This window comes from Sphingobacterium sp. UGAL515B_05, from assembly GCF_033097525.1.
Classification (GTDB): domain Bacteria; phylum Bacteroidota; class Bacteroidia; order Sphingobacteriales; family Sphingobacteriaceae; genus Sphingobacterium.
In genome coordinates, this window is the sequence record NZ_CP109907.1 from 1227953 (window position 1) to 1249333 (window position 21381).

General features: G+C 37.8%; 20 protein-coding genes. 11 read left to right on the forward strand and 9 right to left on the reverse strand.

Annotated features, from left to right (window positions below):
- The first annotated feature begins 64 nt into the window (after positions 1-64).
- The 3 genes from recA to OK025_RS04930 all read left to right on the forward strand — a co-directional run bounded on the left by recA (position 65) and on the right by OK025_RS04930 (position 3251).
- Positions 65-1090 (forward strand): recombinase RecA, encoded by a 1026-nt coding sequence (gene recA, locus OK025_RS04920; protein ID WP_046674918.1) that lies wholly within the window; start codon positions 65-67, stop codon positions 1088-1090.
- Positions 1091-1282: 192 nt separating this feature from the next.
- Complete coding sequence (locus tag OK025_RS04925; RefSeq protein WP_317668540.1) at positions 1283-2050, forward strand: endonuclease/exonuclease/phosphatase family protein; 768 nt, start codon at positions 1283-1285, stop codon at positions 2048-2050.
- Positions 2051-2069: 19 nt separating this feature from the next.
- On the forward strand, positions 2070-3251 hold the full coding sequence (locus OK025_RS04930) for a metallophosphoesterase family protein (protein WP_317668541.1): 1182 nt from the start codon (positions 2070-2072) through the stop codon (positions 3249-3251).
- A gap of 63 nt (positions 3252-3314) precedes the next feature.
- On the opposite strand, the gene pruA is transcribed toward OK025_RS04930, so the two are convergent.
- The 6 genes from pruA to OK025_RS04960 all read right to left on the reverse strand — a co-directional run bounded on the left by pruA (position 3315) and on the right by OK025_RS04960 (position 7669).
- The gene (pruA, locus tag OK025_RS04935) at positions 3315-4952 is read right to left on the reverse strand and encodes an L-glutamate gamma-semialdehyde dehydrogenase (protein ID WP_317668542.1); all 1638 of its coding nucleotides are present in this window, start codon (positions 4950-4952) and stop codon (positions 3315-3317) included.
- Positions 4953-5119: 167 nt separating this feature from the next.
- Positions 5120-5779, reverse strand: a complete 660-nt coding sequence (msrA, locus tag OK025_RS04940; RefSeq protein WP_317668543.1) for a peptide-methionine (S)-S-oxide reductase MsrA — start codon at positions 5777-5779, stop codon at positions 5120-5122.
- A gap of 155 nt (positions 5780-5934) precedes the next feature.
- The gene (locus OK025_RS04945) at positions 5935-6543 is read right to left on the reverse strand and encodes a superoxide dismutase (protein WP_317668544.1); all 609 of its coding nucleotides are present in this window, start codon (positions 6541-6543) and stop codon (positions 5935-5937) included.
- Between the two features lie 101 nt (positions 6544-6644).
- Positions 6645-7112 carry a nucleoside deaminase gene (locus OK025_RS04950; protein ID WP_046674913.1) on the reverse strand — a complete coding sequence of 156 codons (468 nt, stop codon included), beginning with the start codon at positions 7110-7112 and terminating at the stop codon, positions 6645-6647.
- Positions 7113-7121: 9 nt separating this feature from the next.
- Positions 7122-7463: a tRNA-binding protein gene (locus OK025_RS04955; protein ID WP_317668545.1), complete on the reverse strand. Its 342-nt coding sequence runs from the start codon at positions 7461-7463 to the stop codon at positions 7122-7124.
- Positions 7460-7669, reverse strand: a complete 210-nt coding sequence (locus OK025_RS04960) for a hypothetical protein (RefSeq protein ID WP_317668546.1) — start codon at positions 7667-7669, stop codon at positions 7460-7462. The genes OK025_RS04955 and OK025_RS04960 overlap by 4 nt, the downstream gene beginning before the upstream one ends.
- Positions 7670-7756: 87 nt before the next feature.
- Here OK025_RS04960 and OK025_RS04965 point away from each other — a divergent pair, with 87 nt between their 5' ends.
- The 5 genes from OK025_RS04965 (at position 7757) to OK025_RS04985 (ending at position 15990) form a co-directional block, all read left to right on the forward strand.
- On the forward strand, positions 7757-8353 hold the full coding sequence (locus OK025_RS04965; protein WP_317668547.1) for a porin family protein: 597 nt from the start codon (positions 7757-7759) through the stop codon (positions 8351-8353).
- Positions 8354-8524: 171 nt separating this feature from the next.
- Positions 8525-9295: a succinate dehydrogenase cytochrome b subunit gene (locus tag OK025_RS04970; protein ID WP_317668548.1), complete on the forward strand. Its 771-nt coding sequence runs from the start codon at positions 8525-8527 to the stop codon at positions 9293-9295.
- A 57-nt stretch (positions 9296-9352) separates the two neighbouring features.
- A complete protein-coding gene (locus OK025_RS04975; protein WP_317668549.1) occupies positions 9353-11287 on the forward strand; it encodes a fumarate reductase/succinate dehydrogenase flavoprotein subunit in 1935 nt (644 codons plus the stop codon).
- 14 nt (positions 11288-11301) lie between these two features.
- Positions 11302-12075 carry a succinate dehydrogenase/fumarate reductase iron-sulfur subunit gene (locus tag OK025_RS04980; protein WP_317668550.1) on the forward strand — a complete coding sequence of 258 codons (774 nt, stop codon included), beginning with the start codon at positions 11302-11304 and terminating at the stop codon, positions 12073-12075.
- A 162-nt stretch (positions 12076-12237) separates the two neighbouring features.
- The gene (locus OK025_RS04985) at positions 12238-15990 is read left to right on the forward strand and encodes an ATP-binding protein (RefSeq protein ID WP_317668551.1); all 3753 of its coding nucleotides are present in this window, start codon (positions 12238-12240) and stop codon (positions 15988-15990) included.
- A 309-nt stretch (positions 15991-16299) separates the two neighbouring features.
- Here the strand turns inward: OK025_RS04985 and OK025_RS04990 are convergent, their stop codons facing one another.
- The 3 genes from OK025_RS04990 to OK025_RS05000 all read right to left on the reverse strand — a co-directional run bounded on the left by OK025_RS04990 (position 16300) and on the right by OK025_RS05000 (position 19280).
- Positions 16300-17226, reverse strand: coding sequence for a hypothetical protein (locus OK025_RS04990; RefSeq protein WP_317668552.1), 927 nt, complete (start codon positions 17224-17226; stop codon positions 16300-16302).
- Positions 17227-17325: 99 nt separating this feature from the next.
- Positions 17326-18477, reverse strand: coding sequence for a GDP-mannose 4,6-dehydratase (gene gmd, locus OK025_RS04995; protein ID WP_046674906.1), 1152 nt, complete (start codon positions 18475-18477; stop codon positions 17326-17328).
- Between the two features lie 248 nt (positions 18478-18725).
- On the reverse strand, positions 18726-19280 hold the full coding sequence (locus OK025_RS05000) for a lipocalin family protein (RefSeq protein WP_075994619.1): 555 nt from the start codon (positions 19278-19280) through the stop codon (positions 18726-18728).
- Positions 19281-19334: 54 nt separating this feature from the next.
- Here OK025_RS05000 and OK025_RS05005 point away from each other — a divergent pair, with 54 nt between their 5' ends.
- From OK025_RS05005 to OK025_RS05015, 3 genes are all read left to right on the forward strand, one after another.
- On the forward strand, positions 19335-19667 hold the full coding sequence (locus OK025_RS05005; protein ID WP_313188686.1) for a hypothetical protein: 333 nt from the start codon (positions 19335-19337) through the stop codon (positions 19665-19667).
- Positions 19668-19754: 87 nt separating this feature from the next.
- Positions 19755-20669: a lysylphosphatidylglycerol synthase transmembrane domain-containing protein gene (locus tag OK025_RS05010; RefSeq protein ID WP_317668553.1), complete on the forward strand. Its 915-nt coding sequence runs from the start codon at positions 19755-19757 to the stop codon at positions 20667-20669.
- 2 nt (positions 20670-20671) lie between these two features.
- A complete protein-coding gene (locus OK025_RS05015) occupies positions 20672-21379 on the forward strand; it encodes an SDR family oxidoreductase (protein ID WP_317668554.1) in 708 nt (235 codons plus the stop codon).
- Positions 21380-21381: the final 2 nt, after the last annotated feature.

Consider the following 21381-nt stretch of genomic DNA (forward strand, 5'->3'; position numbering starts at 1 on the left):
TTTTAGTGAAAATATTTGGTTTATGATTTTTAATTTTTAATTTTGAGAAATATATACTAAAAATATGAGCAACACAGATAAACTAAAAGCTTTACAGCTGACGTTAGATAAATTAGAAAAGAACTTTGGAAAAGGTTCAATTATGAAATTAGGTGATACTGCTGTTGAGCCGATCGAAGCTATTTCTACAGGATCTCTAGGCTTGGATATCGCCTTAGGAATTGGTGGTGTACCAAAAGGCCGTATCATTGAAATATATGGACCTGAATCTTCAGGTAAAACGACCTTAGCAACTCACATTGTTGCCGAAGCACAAAAAAAAGGCGGTATTGCAGCAATCATTGATGCTGAGCATGCTTTTGATAAATATTACGCTCAAAAATTAGGCGTAGATGTAGAAAATTTATTGATTTCTCAACCAGATAATGGCGAGCAAGGTTTAGAAATTGCTGATAACCTGATCCGTTCTGGCGCAATTGACGTTATTGTTATTGACTCCGTTGCGGCTTTGGTGCCAAAAGGTGAGATCGAAGGCGAAATGGGTGATTCTAAAATGGGGCTTCAAGCTCGTTTGATGTCACAAGCTTTACGTAAATTGACCGGTACAATTTCAAAAACAAACTGTTGTTGTATTTTCATCAACCAATTGCGCGAAAAAATTGGTGTGATGTTTGGTAACCCAGAAACAACAACTGGTGGTAATGCATTAAAATTCTACGCTTCTGTACGTTTAGATATCCGTCGTACATCACAAATCAAAGATTCTGATGAAGTATCGGGTAACCGCGTAAAAGTGAAGATTGTAAAAAATAAAGTAGCACCTCCGTTCCGCATCGCGGAATTTGATATCATCTTTGGTGAAGGTATCTCTAAAGTAGGTGAAATCATTGATCTAGGTGTTGAATATGGTATTATTAAAAAAGCAGGCTCTTGGTTTAGCTATGGTGAGACCAAATTAGGACAAGGTCGAGATGCGGTTAAAGCCTTATTATTCGACAATCCAGATTTAATGGACGAACTTGAAGCTAAAATCCGTGCTGAAGTGACAGGAGAAGATCCAATGCTTAACATCGAGGAAAACGAAGACTAGTTGCTGTAAAAATTAGTATAATGTAGGTAGCCATCCTGTTTAGGATGGCTATTTTTTTTGCGAAAATTCAAGTGCTTAGATGATTATTTTGTTACATGTCCAAAGTTTTCAATTTGTACTAATAGATTTTATTAATTTTAGCAGGTCGAGCTAAAAACGCCTGACATCCAAATGCTAAACTTAATATAAACAATGAATCGTAAACTAATTCTATTTCTTTTAATACTGTTAGGCTCAGTATTTCATCTACATGCACAAACGATACGCATACTCTCCTTTAATATCCACCACGGAAACCCACCCACCGAAAAAGAATCAGTTATCAACCTTGACACAATTGCCAAAATTATTAAAAATTCAAAGGCTGACCTCGTAGGTCTTCAGGAAATCGATGTCAATCTCGGTAGATCATATTTTGAAAATCAAGCCAAAAAATTAGCCGAATTAACAGGCATGCATTATATATTTTCCAAAGGGATAGACCTGGATAAAGGTGAATATGGTACCGCTATCTTATCAAAAAATCCAATTGAACGTGTAGAGAAACACTTTCTACCTTCCCCTGTGGAAAGCGAAACACGCAGTTTATCGGTAATCGAAGTCACGATACGCAAAACGAAAATCTTATTTGCAAATACACACCTTGACCTGAAAGACAAAAACAAAATCGAACAGGCAAAATTCATCACCCAGCGTTTCAAAAACGAAAAGTTACCCACCATCCTTGTCGGTGACCTGAACTCCGAACCCAATGACCCAGCGATTACTGAACTTAGCAAAATATTCACAAAAAGCAGCATTGCTAACGGATTTACGTTTCCTCAAGATAAACCCACTACTGAAATCGACTATATCATGATTAATACAGCATCTGCCGCAAAGTTCTCCAACCACCGTATTCTGAACGAACAATACGCCAGTGATCATCGGCCATTATATGTCGAGATAAACATTAAATAACCACTTGTGACCTTTAAATATGAATTTTAACAGAAGAAGATTTTTGGAAGCCCTAGCACTGGCTGGGATTACACTGCCCAATATCAGCATCGCGCAAGAAAAAGAAGCAAATGAGGCAGACGGCGAGTTCTGCTTTGTCGTACCTGCCTATCTACAAAATCAAACCGAGACAGGAATCAGTATTTTTACGATTTTGAGCAAAGATGCCTTTGCTTGGCTTGAGATTCTCGACAACACAGGGAATGTCCAAAAAAAGATCTACCAATCCGAGGATGGGATGATCAATGCCAATACTGATTTCTTTCATTTTACGATTGAAGACGCGCCCCGATCGTTTCGCTATCGCATCAAGGCGAAGGAAATCCAAAAATTCGATCCTTATAAAATCGTATACGGTCAAGAAATAGAAACCGCTATTTTCGAGGCTAAATTAGCCAAGAGCAATCAAGAGCAGATTCGATGTCTGGTCTATAACGATGTACATGAGGAAAAAAGCAGCTATCGTGACCTTATTCCGCGTCAGGATATTTCACCCTACGATTTTTTTGTACTGAATGGTGATTCCTTTCATTATGTCACCAATCAGCAAGATATTACGGAGAAACTACTAAAGCCAATTGAATTTTTTGCGACAGGAAAACCATTCATTATGAATCGGGGAAACCATGAGACAAGGGGATCCTTCGCACGTAATTTCAAACGATATTTTGGTTATCCTGACAACAAGTATTACCAAGCTTTTAAAAGAGGTCCTATTTTTTGGATCATGCTGGACAGTGGCGAAGACAAGCCTGACAATCATGAGGTATACGCCGGAACAGTCGATTATGATAACTACAGAAAAGAACAGGCTCAATGGCTGGAAAAGGTTCTACAATCCAAGGAAAGAAAGCGTGCACAACATACTGTTGTTATTAGCCATATACCGATTTTTCATTCGGATGACTGGCATGGTACCTTGAATAACAGAGGATGTTTTCATCCCTTGTTTCAAAAATATAAAATTGATGCCATGATCTCTGGCCACACACATCAATATGGATACTATCCAGCAGATAAAGACCATAATTATCCTGTATTTATAGGTGGAGGTCCAAAAGTTGGGAAAAGAACTATCATCGACGTAGCCGGGAACAACAAGTCATTGAACATACGGATGACTAGAGACGATGGCACAGAACTGGGATTATTTAAGAAATAGAAAAGGGCGCTTGATAAGCGCCCTTTTCTATTTTGATTGAAGAAAGCTGCTATGCGAGCTTCCTTATTCTCCCTTTTCCAAGAAAGGGTATCGATAATCTGTATCTGGATTAAATGTCTCTTTGATTGTACGAGGAGACACCCAACGAAGCAAATTGATCATTGATCCCGCTTTGTCGTTTGTACCCGAGCCTCTAGCACCACCAAACGGTTGTTGACCTACGACAGCACCTGTACACTTATCATTCACATAGAAGTTACCAGCGGCATGTCTCAATTTATCTGTTGCTAAATTAATCGCATAGCGATCTTGCGCAATGATTGATCCAGTCAAGGCATAAATCGATGTTGTGTCAACAATATCTAACGTTTCTTCAAACTTAGCATCCTCGTAAACATATACGGTCAGGACAGGTCCAAACAATTCCTCAACCATTGTCTCGTAATCTGGTTTTGAAGCCTCAATGATTGTTGGATGAATGAAATACCCTTTAGATTTATCGTATGTACCACCAACTACAATTTCTGCATCATTAGATTCTTTAGCTCTGTCGATATACTTCGCTAATTTATCAAATGACTTCTCATCAATTACAGCATTGAAAAAGTTTGTAAAATCTTCTGTTCCACCGATTGTAAAAGATTTTACGTCAGTCGTCATAGATTCTTTCAATGCAGGCCACAACGATTTAGGAATGTATGCACGTGATGCTGCAGAACATTTTTGACCTTGGTATTCGAAAGCACCACGAACCAAAGCTGTATTTGCAGCTTTCAAATCGGCCGAAGGGTGTACAACGATAAAATCCTTACCACCAGTCTCACCGACGATACGTGGATACGTTTTATAACGGTGGATATTATTACCGATCGTCTTCCAAATATCCTGAAATACTCCTGTTGAACCAGTGAAGTGGATACCTGCGAAATCTGGGTGTTGGAAAATCACATCACCAGCGTCAGGACCTGAAACATACACCAAGTTGATAACACCATCCGGAAGACCAGCTTCACGGAAAATTTTCATCAATACATTTGCTGAATAGATCTGGGTGTTGGATGGTTTCCATACCACAACATTACCCATCATTGCAACACAGGAAGGTAGATTACCCGCAATAGCTGTAAAATTGAATGGAGTCAATGCAAATACAAAACCTTCAAGAGGACGTTGTTCTACACGGTTCCAAACACCTTTACCTGATATAGGAGGTTGTTGTTTATAGATTTCGCTCATGTATTGTACATTGAAACGCAAGAAATCCACAATCTCACATGCCGAATCAATTTCTGCCTGATATGGGTTCTTTGATTGTCCCAACATTGTTGCAGCATTCAACTCATAACGGTATTTACCTGAAATCAATTCAGCAGCTTTTAAGAATATCGCAGCACGATCTTCCCAAGTAAGGTTTTCCCAATCCTTTTTTGCCGCTAAAGCTGCATTGATTGCATCTGTTACATGAGATTTATCACCTTGATTGTATTGACCTAAAATATGTTGGTGGTCATGTGGAGGAGCTATGTTTACTTTTTTAGAAGTAGTGATTTCTTTACCACCAATATACATTGGGATATCGATTTGTTTCGAACGTGCCTCATCAATTGCTGCTTTCAACAATTTACGTTCTTTCGTTCCGACAGCGTATGTATACACCGGTTCATTGGCAGGAACAGGAACTGTAAAAAATCCTTTAGACATATTACAATTATTAATTATTCACCAAAAAATACTATTTATGAATCGTGAAGCGAACAAGTCCGTTCATTCCATTATTTGCATCAGAAACCATGGTTTCAACCTGTTAGCATCACACTAAATAGCGTTAATAGAAGTAAAATTACCTCAAATTTTATGAATACCCAAAGTTACTGTCCCTCTTTGAGCACCTTGGAAAAGATACGTTTAAATTTTTCCAATTTCGGTTTAATCACCAACTGGCAGTATGGCTCTTTTCCATTTAATCTATAATAATCTTGATGATAGTCCTCTGCCGGATAAAATACTGTTGCCGGAACTACTTCTGTTACAATAGTTTTATTAAAAACATGCTCCTTCTCTAACGCCGAAAGATAATATTGCGTCTTATCAAGCTGCTCTTTATTGTGTACAAAAATAGCTGAACGATATTGGGTGCCAACATCATTCCCTTGACGATTGAGCTCCGTTGGATCGTGTGCTACAAAAAAGGCTTCCAATAGTTTGTCGTAGCTGATCACTTTTGGATCAAAAATAATATTGGTCGCTTCCGCATGTCCTGTACTCCCGGTACAAACCTGCGCATAACTCGGATTTGCCACCCATCCGCCAGTATATCCTGAAATAACATTTACGACACCCTTTAACTCTTTAAATTGTGCCTCAGTACACCAAAAACACCCTGCTGCAAATGTTGCTGTATCCAAACTCGCCGTATTTTTAGCAGGCAATTTGGTGAAATCAGTTTTTTTTACCCGAAGCCCTTGCTGCTGCCCCTGGCAAGAGTTCAATACAAAAAGCGCTGTTAAAAGTATCAGAATATTTCTCATAAATAATTACCCTTCTTCCTTCCGTTTATGTTCCCCGAATTATTGGAGTTAAATTCATGCCCTATAAACAAATACTCACTAGGTTTTGTTTATAAAATAGAAAAGCGACAATAATAACTTATTGTCGCTTTTCTATTTTTCTATCAAATGATCAACTATTTAGCTGCAGCATAGTTTTGTGCTACGGCATCCCAATTGATAACATTAAAGATTTCCTCTAAATACGCTGGACGTTTATTTTGGAATTTCAAATAATAAGCATGCTCCCAAACGTCGATACCTAAGATAGGAGTTCCTTTTACCTCAGCAACATCCATCAATGGATTGTCTTGGTTTGGTGTAGAAGTTACGGCCAATTTACCATCAGCACCAACGATTAACCAAGCCCATCCTGAGCCAAAACGAGTTGCACCAGCAGCTTGAAGTTGCTTTTTCAACTCATCAAATGAACCAAATGTAGCATTGATTGCTTCGGCTAATTCACCTGTTGGAGTTCCACCTGCATTTGGGCCTAAAACCTTCCAAAACAAAGAGTGGTTGTAGTGACCACCACCATTATTACGTACTGCTGCGCTGTATTTACTTACATTTTTAATAATATCCAATAGGGATAAGTTTTCTGCGTCTGTTCCTGCGATAGCTTTATTTAAGTTATCCACATATGCCTGATGGTGTCTGTCATGGTGGATTTCCATTGTAGTTTTGTCAATATGTGGTTCCAATGCGTCGGCTGCGTATGGTAACGCTTCTAATTCAAATGCCATATCTATTTTAATTTAAATGTTTATTACTTCGTTTATACATACAAATATAACACAATATACACGGTTATGTTTTTATGTGTTACAATAAATCCATTATTTCCCTACCGTTTTTGACGAAAAAATGATTTTACCAAATCAGCACACTCTTCCTGTAAAACGCCATGTGTAATGACCGTTTTGGGGTGTAATATTTTATCGTGAAAATGGGAATAGCCACGCTTTTCATCTTTGGCTCCATAGACTATTTTACCAATATGTGTCCAATAGGCCGCCCCGGCACACATAATACAAGGCTCAATGGTAACGTATAATGTACATTCATCCAGGTATTTGCCCCCAAGGTAATTTGCTGCTGCTGTAAAAGCCTGCATTTCAGCGTGAGCTGTCACATCATTCAATCGCTGCGTCAAATTATGACCTTTCCCTATAACACGTCCTCGATGAACAATAACTGCCCCAATAGGCACCTCTCCCTCTTCGTACGCGACCTTAGCTTCATTCAATGCCATACGCATGAACGACTCGTCACTATCGATGAGTTGTGTTCCTTCAAAATCTATAAATGTCATGGTACAAACTTAGCTAAGTTTAGATCCATTTGGTAATTTTTTGTCGACGGATGTCAGAATAATATCTCCATTTTCGTCAGAAAAGCCGGTCACTAGACACTCAGAAAAGAAATTAGCGATCTGCTTTTTGGGGAAATTCACAACTGCGACAACTTGCTTTCCTATCAACTCCTCTTTGTTGTAGTGTACTGTAATCTGGGCACTACTTTGTAATATGCCAATTTCATCGCCGAAATCAAGTTTCAATTGATATGCTGGCTTTTTAGCTCTCGGAAAGTCTTTTGCTTCTAAAATAGTTCCTACCCGTAAATCCACTTTCTCAAAGTCGGTCCAACTAATGGCTTCACTCATAATCGGTTGTTACTAATATCCTGAATCTCTTTACCTATCGTAAATAAAACATAGGAAGGCTTCCGTCCCAAACGTAAAGACAATCTATTGATCAGTTTATCTTCCTCTCCTGCTTGAAAAGCTAAATCTTCATCACTTAAGTGGTTGTACTTGCGACGGAGTTTTTCTTTGGCTACTTGCCACTGTTCTTCGTTAATTTTTAGCATAACTCAGATTTAGGTATAAAATTTGTATATCTTTACTGAACTGTAAAAGTTTGTTTAAAGATACAATATATACATAAATAAAAGATTATGAAAAAGATTTTACCAGCATTACTTTTGATTTGTGGTAGCGTAGCAACGGCACAGGCGCAGCTTCTGCCTGGGTTTGAGGTGGGTGTAAAAGGAGGCTTGAACTTCTCTAAACTTAAAAGCGATGGCAAATATTTCAATTCTGACACGAAAGCAGGCTACCAAGCAGGTCTTTACGGACGTGTTGGTGTATTGGGATTCCATATTCAGCCCGAAGTTTATATAACAGGTAAAAACACGACCGTGAAAGCAGAAAATGGTGAATCGACAGATGTTAAATTTACAACGGTCGATGTTCCAGTATTATTAGGCAAACGCTTTGGCTTGGGTCCGATTGGAGCAAGGATTCAAACTGGCCCGATATTTTCATTTAAAGTAGATGATAAGCAAGATAAAGTCATTGACCAATTGAACCCAAATAACTACAAAAAAAGTGGCACTTCTTGGGCTTTTGGTGTAGGCGCTGATATTTCAAGCTTACGTGTAGATCTACGTTACGAAATGGGCTTAAATAAAGTCAACAACGAGAGCCAGGCTAATCCAAAAATTAACATGTGGAGTATCGGTTTAGGCTATAGGTTATTCAGTATTCTATAGTTCATTAAACACTGTTCATATACCGTTAGAAAGTCCGTTTTTATTCAAAACGGACTTTTTATTTCAATAAACTTTAGAACCGTTCTAAATTATTGCTTTTTCTTGTCAAAATGGTATCATATTTAATAGCAAATAGTAGATTTGCCTAATTCAAATTAAATTACAAGGATAATGAGTAAATCAAAGCCAGTTTTCAGTTCTTCGATTGGGAAGAAGCTAATCATGAGCTTAACAGGAATCTTCCTATGTTTATTCCTAGTTGTTCACTTGGTTGGTAACTTGCAATTATTTAAAGATGATGCGGGTCTAGCGTTCAACAAGTACGCCTATTTTATGACTCACTTTACACCAATCAAAGTTTTTTCTTACTTATTGTATGCTTCGGTAATTGTTCACGTCATCTACGCTATTACATTGTCGATGAAAAACAAGGCCGCTCGTCCTATTGGTTATGCCAAATATGATGGTCAAGCAAACAGCAAGTGGAATTCACGCAACATGGGTATCTTAGGTACTGTCATTTTAGTATTCTTAGCTACGCACATGTCTAATTTTTGGTGGAAATTTCACAATGATGAAGTACCGTACATCGAATACCGTACTGATTTGGCAACTGGACAAACCACAGTGAGAGAACTTCAAGCTTCTGAATTCCACGACTACCAAGAAACGGTAGAAAACAACGTTCAAATCTTAAAGGCAAGAGATTTGTATAAGCAAGTTGACTTTGCATTCAAAAATGTTGCATTGGTCGCTTTGTATGTTATTGCGATGGCAGCTTTGGCATTCCACTTAATTCATGGTTTCCAATCTGCGTTCCAAACTTTAGGTTTTAACCACAGAAGATATATTGGAATCATCAGAGCAATCGGTGTTTGGGTATTTGGGGTATTAATTCCAATTGGCTTTGCAATAATGCCATTGTTTTTCTTCTTTAAATAATTCAGAATCTTTTAAGATAAAGCTCAGGCTTTATCGATCAATATAAAATTAAGAGATATGTTAGATTCAAAAGTACCAGCGGGCCCATTAGCCCAAAAGTGGTCAAATCATAAATTTAATCTTAAGTTGGTTAACCCTGCTAACAAACGTAAATTTACTGTTATTGTTGTTGGTACAGGTCTTGCTGGAGCGTCTGCTGCAGCATCTTTAGCTGAATTAGGATATAATGTAATTACCTTCTGTTATCAAGATTCACCTCGTCGTGCGCACTCTATTGCAGCACAAGGTGGTATCAATGCAGCAAAAAGTTACCAAAATGACGGGGACTCAGTTTTCCGTTTATTCTACGATACAATCAAAGGTGGTGACTACCGCTCGCGTGAGGCAAACGTTTACCGTTTGGCAGAAGTGTCTGTCAACATCATTGACCAATGTGTTGCTCAAGGTGTTCCATTTGCACGTGAATACGGAGGTCTATTAGACAACCGTTCTTTCGGTGGTGCGCAAGTTAGCCGTACGTTCTATGCACGTGGTCAAACGGGACAACAGTTGTTGTTGGGTGCTTATTCAGCGTTAAACCGTCAAATTAAAAAAGGAAAAGTAAAATCGTATACACGTCATGAGATGTTGGACTTGGTTATGATCGATGGTCATGCTAAAGGTATCGTAACTCGTGACCTAGTTTCAGGTAAAATAGAAACTCATGCTGCACATGCAGTATTGATGTGTACTGGTGGTTATGGTAACGTATTCTTCTTGTCTACAAATGCAATGGGATGTAACGTTACAGCAGCATGGAGAGCACACAAACGTGGTGCTTATTTTGCGAACCCTTGTTATACTCAAATTCACCCAACGTGTATCCCGGTAACAGGAGATCACCAATCTAAATTGACATTGATGTCAGAGTCTTTACGTAATGACGGCCGTGTATGGGTTCCTAAAACTCAAGAAATGGCAGAAAGATTGCGTAAAGGTGAGATCAAAGCCAATGATATCAAAGAAGACGACAGAGATTATTTCTTGGAGCGTAAATACCCTTCATTCGGTAACTTGGTACCGCGTGACGTGGCCTCTCGAAATGCAAAAGAAGCTGTTGATGATGGTCGTGGTGTTGGTAAAACAGGTTTCGCTGTATTCTTGGATTTTAAAGAAGCTATCGGTCGTCTAGGCGAAGATGCAGTACGTGCTAAATACGGTAACTTATTTGACATGTACTACCAAATCACTGATGAGAACCCTTATAAACAACCAATGCGTATCTACCCTGCTGTTCACTACACAATGGGTGGTGTATGGGTTGATTACAACTTGATGACTACAATCCCCGGTTTGTATGCTTTAGGTGAGTGTAACTTCTCTGACCACGGTGCAAACCGTTTAGGTGCATCTGCATTGATGCAAGGTCTTGCCGATGGTTATTTCGTAATTCCTTACACTGTGGGTGATTACTTAGCTAAATTAGGTTCATTCGCACCAGTAGATCATACCCATCCTGCTTTCGAGACTACTCGTAAAGAAGTTGAAGATAAAATCAACAAATTGTTGTCGTTAAACGGTACACAAACTGTTGATGATATCCACAAAAAATTAGGTCTCATCATGTGGGAATATTGTGGTATGGCTCGTACAGCCGAAGGATTACAAAAAGCACAAGGTTTGATCCAAGAATTGAAAAAAGAATTCTGGACAAACGTTAGAGTTCTTGGAGAGAACGAAGAATTAAATCTTTCTTTAGAAAAAGCTGGTCGCGTAGCAGACTTCTTAGAGTTAGGTGAGTTAATGGTTGTTGATGCATTGCAACGTGCTGAGTCTTGTGGTGGTCACTTCCGTCTTGAAAGCCAAACTGAAGAAGGTGAAGCAAAACGTAACGATGATGAATTCGCCTATGTATCTGCTTGGGAATACAAAGGAGACAATGTACCTGAGGAATTACACAAGGAAGACTTGGTATTCGAGAACGTTCAGTTAACACAAAGAAGTTATAAATAAGAAGGAAAATTATCATGGCACAACATATGAATTTAACGCTGAAAGTTTGGCGTCAAAAAAATGATAAAGATAAAGGTCAATTTGTAACTTATCAGGCAAACAATATCGCTGATGATATGTCTTTCTTAGAGATGCTTGATATTGTCAATGAAGAGTTGACTCGTAAAGGAGAAGATCCTGTATATTTCGATCACGACTGTCGTGAAGGTATCTGCGGGATGTGTTCATTAGTAATCAATGGTCGCCCCCACGGTCCTAAAGAAGGTACAACAACATGTCAATTGCACATGCGTAGCTTCCACGACGGACAAACTATCGTAATTGAACCATGGAGAGCTGCTGCATTCCCGGTATTGAAAGACCTTGCAGTTGACCGTACTGCTTTTGACCGCATTCAACAAGCCGGAGGATATGTAAATATCAATACTGGCGGTGTTCCTGATGCGAATGTTATTCCTATTCCTAAACGTATTGCTGACGAAGCTTTCGAATCGGCAACATGTATAGGTTGTGGTGCTTGTGTTGCAGCGTGTAAAAATGCTTCTGCAATGTTATTTGTGTCTGCAAAAGTATCTCAATTTGCCTTGTTACCACAAGGTCAAACCGAACGTTACGAACGTGCGCAGGCAATGGTAGATCAAATGGACGCAGAAGGTTTCGGTAACTGTACAAACACGGGAGCTTGCGAAGCTGAATGTCCTGTAGGCATCAAATTAACAAACATTGCTCGTTTAAACCGCGAGTATTTGACTGCTAAAATCTTCAGACAAGAAGAGCCTCACGTTTAGTTGCATTTTCCATCTTCCGTGGTTTCGTTAGCATCAATAGCGGCGAAAACTCACTGAAGATCCTTTCTGACCATTGGAAATAAGCAATCCAGAAAAATAATATAAAAGTCCTTGCCCTAAGAAAGCAAGGACTTTTTTTTATATTTACAATAATGTAAATTGATGAACGTGAATTCTGGTATAAAAATTCGACTACTCTTACTTATCTTGACTTTATGCTTTATAGGAACAGCTATCACCATTAAAGAATCTGTTACCAATAAGGAAATACTAGACATTGATACAAAATCACTCAATGACTACATCGCGCAACAAGAAAAAAAAGTCGATCGTATTTTCAATGATTCACTCCTGCTCAAAACATTTAAAAACTACGATCAGTATCCGATAGCAGTTTATCAGGCTTTTGAAAAATTTAAAACCAACGAGAAGGTTTTTCTATTTCTTTTTAAGGACCATGAACCTAAAATGTGGAGCACACATCTATTCGTGCCTATCACAGATCAGGGATTCCCAGAAAAATCCAATTTTATTCAGGATGATAACCGCTCTTACGTTGTTCGAAAAAAAACAATTGGCAATATCAGTATACTCGCTTATATTATTGTAAAAGGCTATACAAATAATAACAACCCCTATTTAAATAGCTCTTTGCGGAGAAACTTCTTCGACTCCAGAAATATTGACATTGCCTCCTATACAGACACGGTCACGATTAAAAATATCTATAGCAATGAAGGGTCTTATCTGTTCTCCGTTAAGCTAAAAGATGGAGAGCATGAAAATGCCTATACAATTTTGCAATTCTTCTGTTGGCTACTTGCCTGGATCGCGTTACTGATCTTCTTCAATAGCCTCTGCTTACATATGGCCAAGACAGGAAGGGCCTGGTGGTCTGCGGTATTGCTATTGTCGGTATTTAGCCTTGTCAAATTTGCCGATCTTAAATGGAACCTGCTGTCCGAGAATGCGACATTTTCAATTTTCGATTCGCGAAATTACGCCTATAATCGCTTCTTCCCCAATATATGGTCCGTGATGTCCACCACCATATTGGTACTATGGTTGGTTCTATTTATCTATTCAATTCGCAAAGAGCTCAACTTTGACAAAATAAAAAACATCCGGCTCTTTAGAATTCCTATCGCAATCGGATTTATTCTAAGTATATATCTATCCTTCGGTCTATTGTATGATATCGCTGGTACATTGATTACACACTCCAACAATATCTATTTTGATTTCACAAAACTTGTCGATTTACATTTCTTAAGTTGGGTAGATCTAGGCATTGTTGGCATGGGTATTTTGACCTTAAGTATCTACATTGATCTCGTACTATTTTTTCTTAAAAAATTAGAATTAAAACCGACGCAGCTACTCAATATTCAACTGGCATGTGTCATTTTTGTCATCCTGATCATTTCCTTCTATATAGAGAAAAATAGCCTGGTCAATTTGTTACTCGCGCTGATCATCCTTATTAAATCATTTGGCGAGAAGTATTTCGACCGACATATATTAACAAATTATATCGCGGTACTGATACTTTGGGCAATCATAAGTGCGATCACGCACGCACGTTTCTATCAGGAACGGAACTTAATCGACATGAAAATCTTGTTGAGTAATCTACAATCAGAAGATGATGTCAATGCTGTTTCATTATTCTCTGATATTGAAAGCAGCATAGCAAACGATCAAGAATTAAAACATTTATTTAATATCAGTCTACCCTATACCAATACCGAAGGGATCAACGATTTTATCAAGAAAAAGTATTTTAGTGGCTATCTTTCCAAGTATGAGTTCAAAGCATATTATTATGATCAAAATAATATTCCGCTCAATCCAGCCAGTCAGAATAAGATCAATGAATATCGAGAAAAGGTAATCAACAAATCGATAAAAGTCACGCAGAACTTCTACCGTGCCAGTGCGGAATTAGGTACGCATGAATACTTCTCCATTATTCCTGTCGCCATTGACCAAAATAGGGTTGTCAATGTCATCATCAATCTTTCCAATAAAGATTTTAGTTATACGGTTCCCTATCCCGAAATCCTCACTGATATGCGGATCAACAATTCACAATATTATAATAAAGGGGATTATTCGATAGCCCTCTATAAAGGAGGCTCTTTAATAACACAGTTTGGAAAATATACCTACGAGAACAATTTAAGGGGGCTGAAAGGTGTTCCAGGAGAATATATTCAAGTACTGGACCGTGATGCATACCTACACATGGCTTATGTTGCCAATAAATTCTCAACATATGTTATCAGTAAACAGAAACCTTCTTTTTGGGATTATCTAGCGACTACTTCATTTTTGTTCTTGGTATTTTTTATGATTTTCATGTTTTTCCATTTTATAAAATCATTCTATATCTTTCTTAAGAACACCAAGCTAACGTTCCGTAATTTAAAATATCAGTTCTACAAAATAATAAATAAAATACAGTATTCTACACGTATTCAGACCTCCATTATCTCATCAGTAATACTGGCGATCCTTATATCGGCGGTAATTTCGTATATAAGTATCAACAAGCAGCTTTATAATAATAATAGAGCAAGTAAGGAACGTTTTATTATCGAATTAGGCAAACGGATGGAAAATATGTTGACCTACACGGATGAAACATCCACCGAAACGCAGCTTATCAGCATGCTCAAGACATTATCTGAAACTATTTCCAAAGACTTCAATCTTTATTCCAAATCAGGCAGGTTACTTTATAGCTCACAGCGTAGAATCTACGATCTGGAGCTTTTCTCTACATTCATTAATCCAGCTGCACTGAAGAATCTTTCTATCTTAAAAAAATCGGAGACGATTGAAGATGAGCGTATAGGCACTTTTCAATTTGAGACCAGTTATGCCACCATCAGGGATAAAAACTATAATACACTGGCTTATATAGGGATACCAAACTTCTCGCTTCAGAAGGAAGAAAACATCAATAAAAATCTTCTTTTAAATACGATAGTGAACATTTATTCGCTGATCATCATAGGCTTTGGTTTTTATGCGACATCTGTGGCCAACAGTGTCACCAATCCCTTGAGCATCATCAGTAAGAAGATCTCACAACTACGCCTGGGACAACCCAACGAACCTCTGTTTTGGCAACGCAATGATGAAATAGGTACATTGATCAAAGAATATAATCTCATGATCATCAAACTTGAGGACTACGCTAATAAAATCAAAGATACGGAACGTGAATCCACTTGGCGCGAGATGGCTCAACAAATAGCCCATGAAATCAAAAATCCGCTGACACCTATGAAATTAGGCATTCAGCAACTCCGCAGATCGTACAAAGACGAGGATCCTAAATTTCCAGATCGCTTCAATAAATTCTCCACTTCATTTATCGAACAAATCGATGCATTGACGCATATTGCCTCAGAATTTTCGCACTTCGCAAAATTCCCAAATACGGTAATGGAAAACATCAATATTGTAGAAAAAGTAACAAAGTCCATTTCCTTGTACAACAATACACCAAATGTAAGTATTCGTCTCATTAACAATGTCGATCACAAAACCCTTATTGTTAAGGCGGATGGTAATGAATTATTGAGAACCTTCAATAATTTAATAAAAAATGCGATTGAAGGCGGTTATGGGCGAAAAAACATGAAGATCGAGATTTCCATTGAACGCTACTCAGACAAATTTGTCAAGATCGACATCAAAGACAATGGTTATGGAATTCCCAAAGAGATGCAGGATAAGATTTTCCAGATTAATTTCACGACAAAGAGTTCAGGAAACGGTTTAGGGCTAGTTCTTGTCAAAAAAACAATTGAAGCCAGTAATGGACAAATTTATTTTGAGACTGTAGAAGGCGAAGGTACAACCTTCCATATACTGCTTCCTTTGCAACAGATAGAGTCTTAATATGTGAAGATAGCAGTCAACAAAAATAAGACATCGAAGAAAGCTTATATGCGCTCCATCTTCAGTGTCTCTAAATAATAAGGACCTGCCGCTCCATTTGTGTAAAGAAGGGGCCGTCACACCAACTGATGTAAATAAAAATATAGCACTCAATTAGGGCACAACTTAAATCTGATAGCATAAAACTAACAGTTAATGGATAGCCTTATTATTATATTTTAAGGATCAGATAACAAGAACAGTATACTATAAACAAAAAAGCTCTTTGCGGTCATGCAAAGAGCTTTTTTGTTTATAGTATATCTATTTTTAACGCAATACAACAGTAGATCGTCCCATGATTGCATTATCTTCATATAGCAAAACAGTATAGGCTCCTTTAGAAAATCCATCCTCTGCTGCCCAATAAACGATATAATCCTCGCCTTTGTTGGTAAATAGAATATTATGTTTAAAAGTATATTGCAATTTCTCACCGTGTACATAGAAAATATTATCGCCTTGTACGACCAAATTTCCTTGTGGATCTATAATTCTGACATATATATCACGTTCTCCACTTTTAGCCAACGGATTATCAGCAATGGTAAAGTTGATTTTTAACTTATCGATTTTTTTAGCACGCTCTTCTACAAATTCCTTTCCATTCTTTTTGACCTGAAGGCCATTTATACTGATACTTGAAACCTTTAATGCTGAAGCAGTCGCAACCTTCTCTTTCAGATCCGAATTTGATGTAACTAATGAAGTAATCTGTTTTTCCTTTTCGACAACAGATTCGCTCAAATTGGAGTTTTGCTTCGATAAAATCTGATTTTCCTGAATCAGCCGTTGCACATTTACACGATAAGTATCCACCTGCTTCTTAAGCTGATTGATCTTATGCTGTGCTTCATCGATATCTTTTGGAGTAATACTCTTATTTTCAAGCTTTTTACGAAGCTCTGCGATCTCAGCTCTAGAATCATCCTTCTGCACGGACATCTCTGGAGTCAATTGGACATTTTCTACATCAATTTTATCCAATTCAGCTTCAATACGATCGATTTGTACCTGCAAATTTTCTTTTTCAACTGTAAGTGTATAGACCTTTTCACCATTGGTCTTAAACTTGACATAAAAATATATGTTCGTTGCAAGTAATGCTGCTATCGCAATGATAAAGAAGTAAATCTTCGAAGAATCTTTCTTCTTTTCTTCTTCTTTCTTACTCGAAACAACTTCTGAATTTATCATAATATACTGTCATATTCATAGGTATAAATCTATAAATTTATACTATTGAATGTTTAAACAAAAATTATTCCAGTTTTATTTTTTATTACCAATTATGAATTATTCAAAATAATTCAAGGTCTCAAATCCGCCTTGTTTTAAGTATTCTTCCTTTCTCATCAGGTGAAGATCGGATTGTACCATATCTGTTACCAACATCTGAAGATCATATTTAGGCGTCCATCCAAGTTTTGTATTTGCTTTAGTCGGATCACCAATTAATAAATCGACTTCAGTTGGCCTATAATATGCTGGATCAACTTTGACAACTGTCTGACCGAATTTAATCAGCGATTTATCAATATTTAACTGGGCTAGGCGCTCCTCGTCAATATCGATAATTACCCCCTTCTCCTGCTCTCCCTTTCCACTGAACTCAATCTCGATTCCCAATTCTGCAAAAGCCATGCGAACAAAGTCTCTTACAGTTGTTGTCACACCTGTAGCAATTACAAAATCTTCTGCGGTTTCTTGTTGTAGAATCAACCACATTGCTTCTACATAATCTTTGGCATGCCCCCAGTCGCGTTGTGCCGATAGATTACCAAGATATAATTTATCCTGTAGCCCTAGCGCGATTTTTGCCACAGCTCGGGTAATTTTACGTGTCACAAAAGTCTCTCCCCTTACAGGGCTCTCGTGATTGAATAAAATTCCATTACAAGCATACATCTTATAGGCTTCACGATAATTGACAGTAATCCAATAACCGTACATTTTTGCTACAGCATAAGGACTTCGCGGATAAAAAGGTGTTGTTTCACTTTGTGGAACCGCTTGCACCAATCCATACAGCTCGGAAGTAGAAGCCTGATAGATACGGGTTTTCTCAATCATTCCCAATAATCGGACTGCTTCAAGAATCCGCAATGTACCGATACCATCGGCATTTGCAGTATATTCCGGTGTATCAAAACTAACTTTTACGTGAGATTGCGCCGCAAGATTGTAAATTTCGTCAGGCTGTGTTTCCTGTATAATACGAATTAAGTTGGTTGAATCCGTCAAATCACCAAAATGCAAGGTGAAATTTCTATTGTCAAGATGGGGATCTTGATAAAGATGATCAATACGATCTGTATTGAATAAAGAACTGCGACGCTTCAAACCGTGTACTTTGTAACCTTTCTTCAATAGGAATTCTGCTAGATAGGCACCATCTTGTCCTGTTATACCTGTTATTAAAGCAGTTTTCGTGTTTTGTTCAGCCATGTTTCTCTCTAGATTAAGCAATACCTGACGAAATCGTTAGGTATATATCCCATTTTCATACTTAAAATAAGCTTATCCGCTCACAAGATTATCATGCATAGTTGGCTTTTTCACTGTATCGGTAAATTCCGCAGCCTATGACACAAATAAATCATAATGAATTGGGAGTGTAAAAGTATTAAATTTTAAACAAAAAAAGCCATAGGAATTCCTATAGCTTTCTGTAATTCTTCTTTTATCGTTTACGTTTAGTTCGAACGCGTAAAATTAAATACTAAATAGGCTTCTCCGTTAGCAACAGTCAATGGCATACGCATAACTAATTTATTCCCATCCGAATAAGATAAATCCAAACGGTAACCTGTTGTTACATTCTTCGCCTTATCGCCTGCATAGATCTTTTTAAATTGAAACTGAGGTTCTCCTAAGCCTTTTCCAGGATTATAGATAGACCAAAAGATCTCACGTGATGCGCCCGGAGCACATAAAGTTCCTTGTGCATTAAAAGTAATAGATCCTTTACCATTTCCAATAAAATTCCATGTACTACCTACGAAACATTCTGCAGGAGCTTCTTCAAATACACTTTTAATCGTGAATGAAGAAGGTAAATTCTCTCTATCGATTGTATTCAACGTCCATGTACCTTTTACAGCGGATTTCCAATCCGAAGCACTTGGACCAGAAGCTGCACTCGTGTTGGAAGAAGGATTTCCAGTTGATGTACCTTGCTTTTGTGCTCCACAAGAAAATAAGGTCACCGTAGCAAAAATAGTTGCTAATGATAAAACGAATCGATTCATATCTATAAATTTTAATTTCAAATTGTATTTTTGGGGTAAATTAATCCACAAAACATGAAAATCACAGCCAAAAATCATACCATAAGCAAAATAATCGCAAAAACGCTGTTAAGGTTATTTATCATTTTATTGGCCTTTGCTTCTTATCCGCTTTTTTTAGGACAGGAAGCAAAAGGGAAATTGAATCAAATCAGCCTTGCTTTTACGAACAAGATAGCTCTCATCGCTCCTATCTTGTTATTTTGCTTCATCATTGGATTAATGATCGCTGTGCTCAAGCACAAATATAACAGAATTGACCTAAATTGGCTATTTTCTCTTGCGACTATCTTTGGTATTTTATATTTGATATTATTGTATTCAAGAATTTACCCAACGATTGCTTAAGTGTAATTGCACAATTCGCCAAAGTTTCTAACTTTGGATTCTCCAAAACGCTAATTACAGCCGAACAAGATTGGATGTATAATTTATATGGATAAAAAAAAAGGGCTCAAAATAGCCAAAAATATAGCAAAGATTGTCGTTACTGTAGGGGCCTTATACTGGGTATTCAGCAAGGTATCTCTCAAGGATCTGAAAGAAGCGGTAATCAACTCCAATCCACTCTATCTATTCTTTGCTCTAGTTGCTTATAGTATCTCTATTTTTATTTCCTCTTCGCGCTTATTGACCTTTTTAAAGGCAATAGGTTTGGATGTTACGGAAAAATATAATTTAAAACTATACCAACTTGGCTTATTTTACAACCTCATTTTACCAGGTGGCGTTGGGGGAGATGGTTATAAGATATTCTTCCTCAGGAAACGATTCTATATTAAAGGACGAAAATTATTTACAGCCTTATTTTTAGATAGATTAAGCGGACTATGGGCACTATGCCTAATCATTGCAGCGCTAGTCACCTATATGCCACAGCTAGGGATTCCAAACTATCTGACCATCATTTTATTTATTATAGGGAGCATTCTCTATTACTTTATCGTAACCAAGTTCTTTAAGGAATACAAGGCAACATTTCTAAGCGCGCATTTAAAAGCTATTGGTGTACAATCAATGCAGGTTACCGCAGCAATCCTCATTCTTTATGCCTTAGGTTTTAGCGGCAAGTTCTCTCCGTACCTATTTTTATTCCTTGCATCTTCTTTGGTTTCAATTATTCCGTTTTCTGTTGGGGGATTGGGCATGCGCGAACTTGTGATTATGTGGGGAGCCGGCATATTCCAGGTCGACTCACACAATGCTGTTTTAATCACCTTGTTATTTTATATTATTTCCGCTTTCGTTGCTCTTTCGGGAATTTATTTTATCTTTCATCCGCAGGCAATTGGAGAGGACAAATTACCTTCCGCAGAAGAAGTTGAACAAAGTCAAAAACTAGAAGAATAAACATGGCAAATATTATTATTACAGGCGCAAGCAGTGGTGTTGGATTTGAAGCGGTACTGGATTTGACCTCTAAAAAGGACAATAAAGTAATTGCATTGGCTAGATCAGCGGACAAACTGAGAAAACTCCATGAAATTGCCGGTCAGCTCAATTATGATGGTGGCACTTTATATCCGGCCCAATTTGATATTGTTTACGATGACTATGCTACTCTTGTTCCCTTCATCCAATCAAAATTTGATAAGGTTGATATCTTGATTAACAATGCTGGAGCACTCATCAATAAGCCATTTATGGAAACTGATGGAAAGGATTTTGCTGAAATGCTACAAACCAATGTGATGGGACACGTCAATATGATACAACACATTGTTCCCATGATGCAATCAGGCTCACATATTGTCAATATTAGCAGTATGGGCGGATTTCAGGGATCCATGAAGTTTCCCGGACTTTCGGCATATTCAACCAGCAAAGCTGCATTAGCAGTGCTTACAGAATGCTTAGCGGAGGAATTTAAGGAAAAAGGAATCAAAGTGAACTGTCTAGCCTTAGGATCTGCACAGACTGAAATGTTCGAAGCTGCTTTTCCAGGCGTTGAAGCGGGTACTTTAGCCTTTGAAATGGGACGCTATATCGCAGATTTTGCTCAAAATGGGCATCACTATTTCAATGGAAAAATACTTCCTGTCGCCAAAACAACACCCTAATT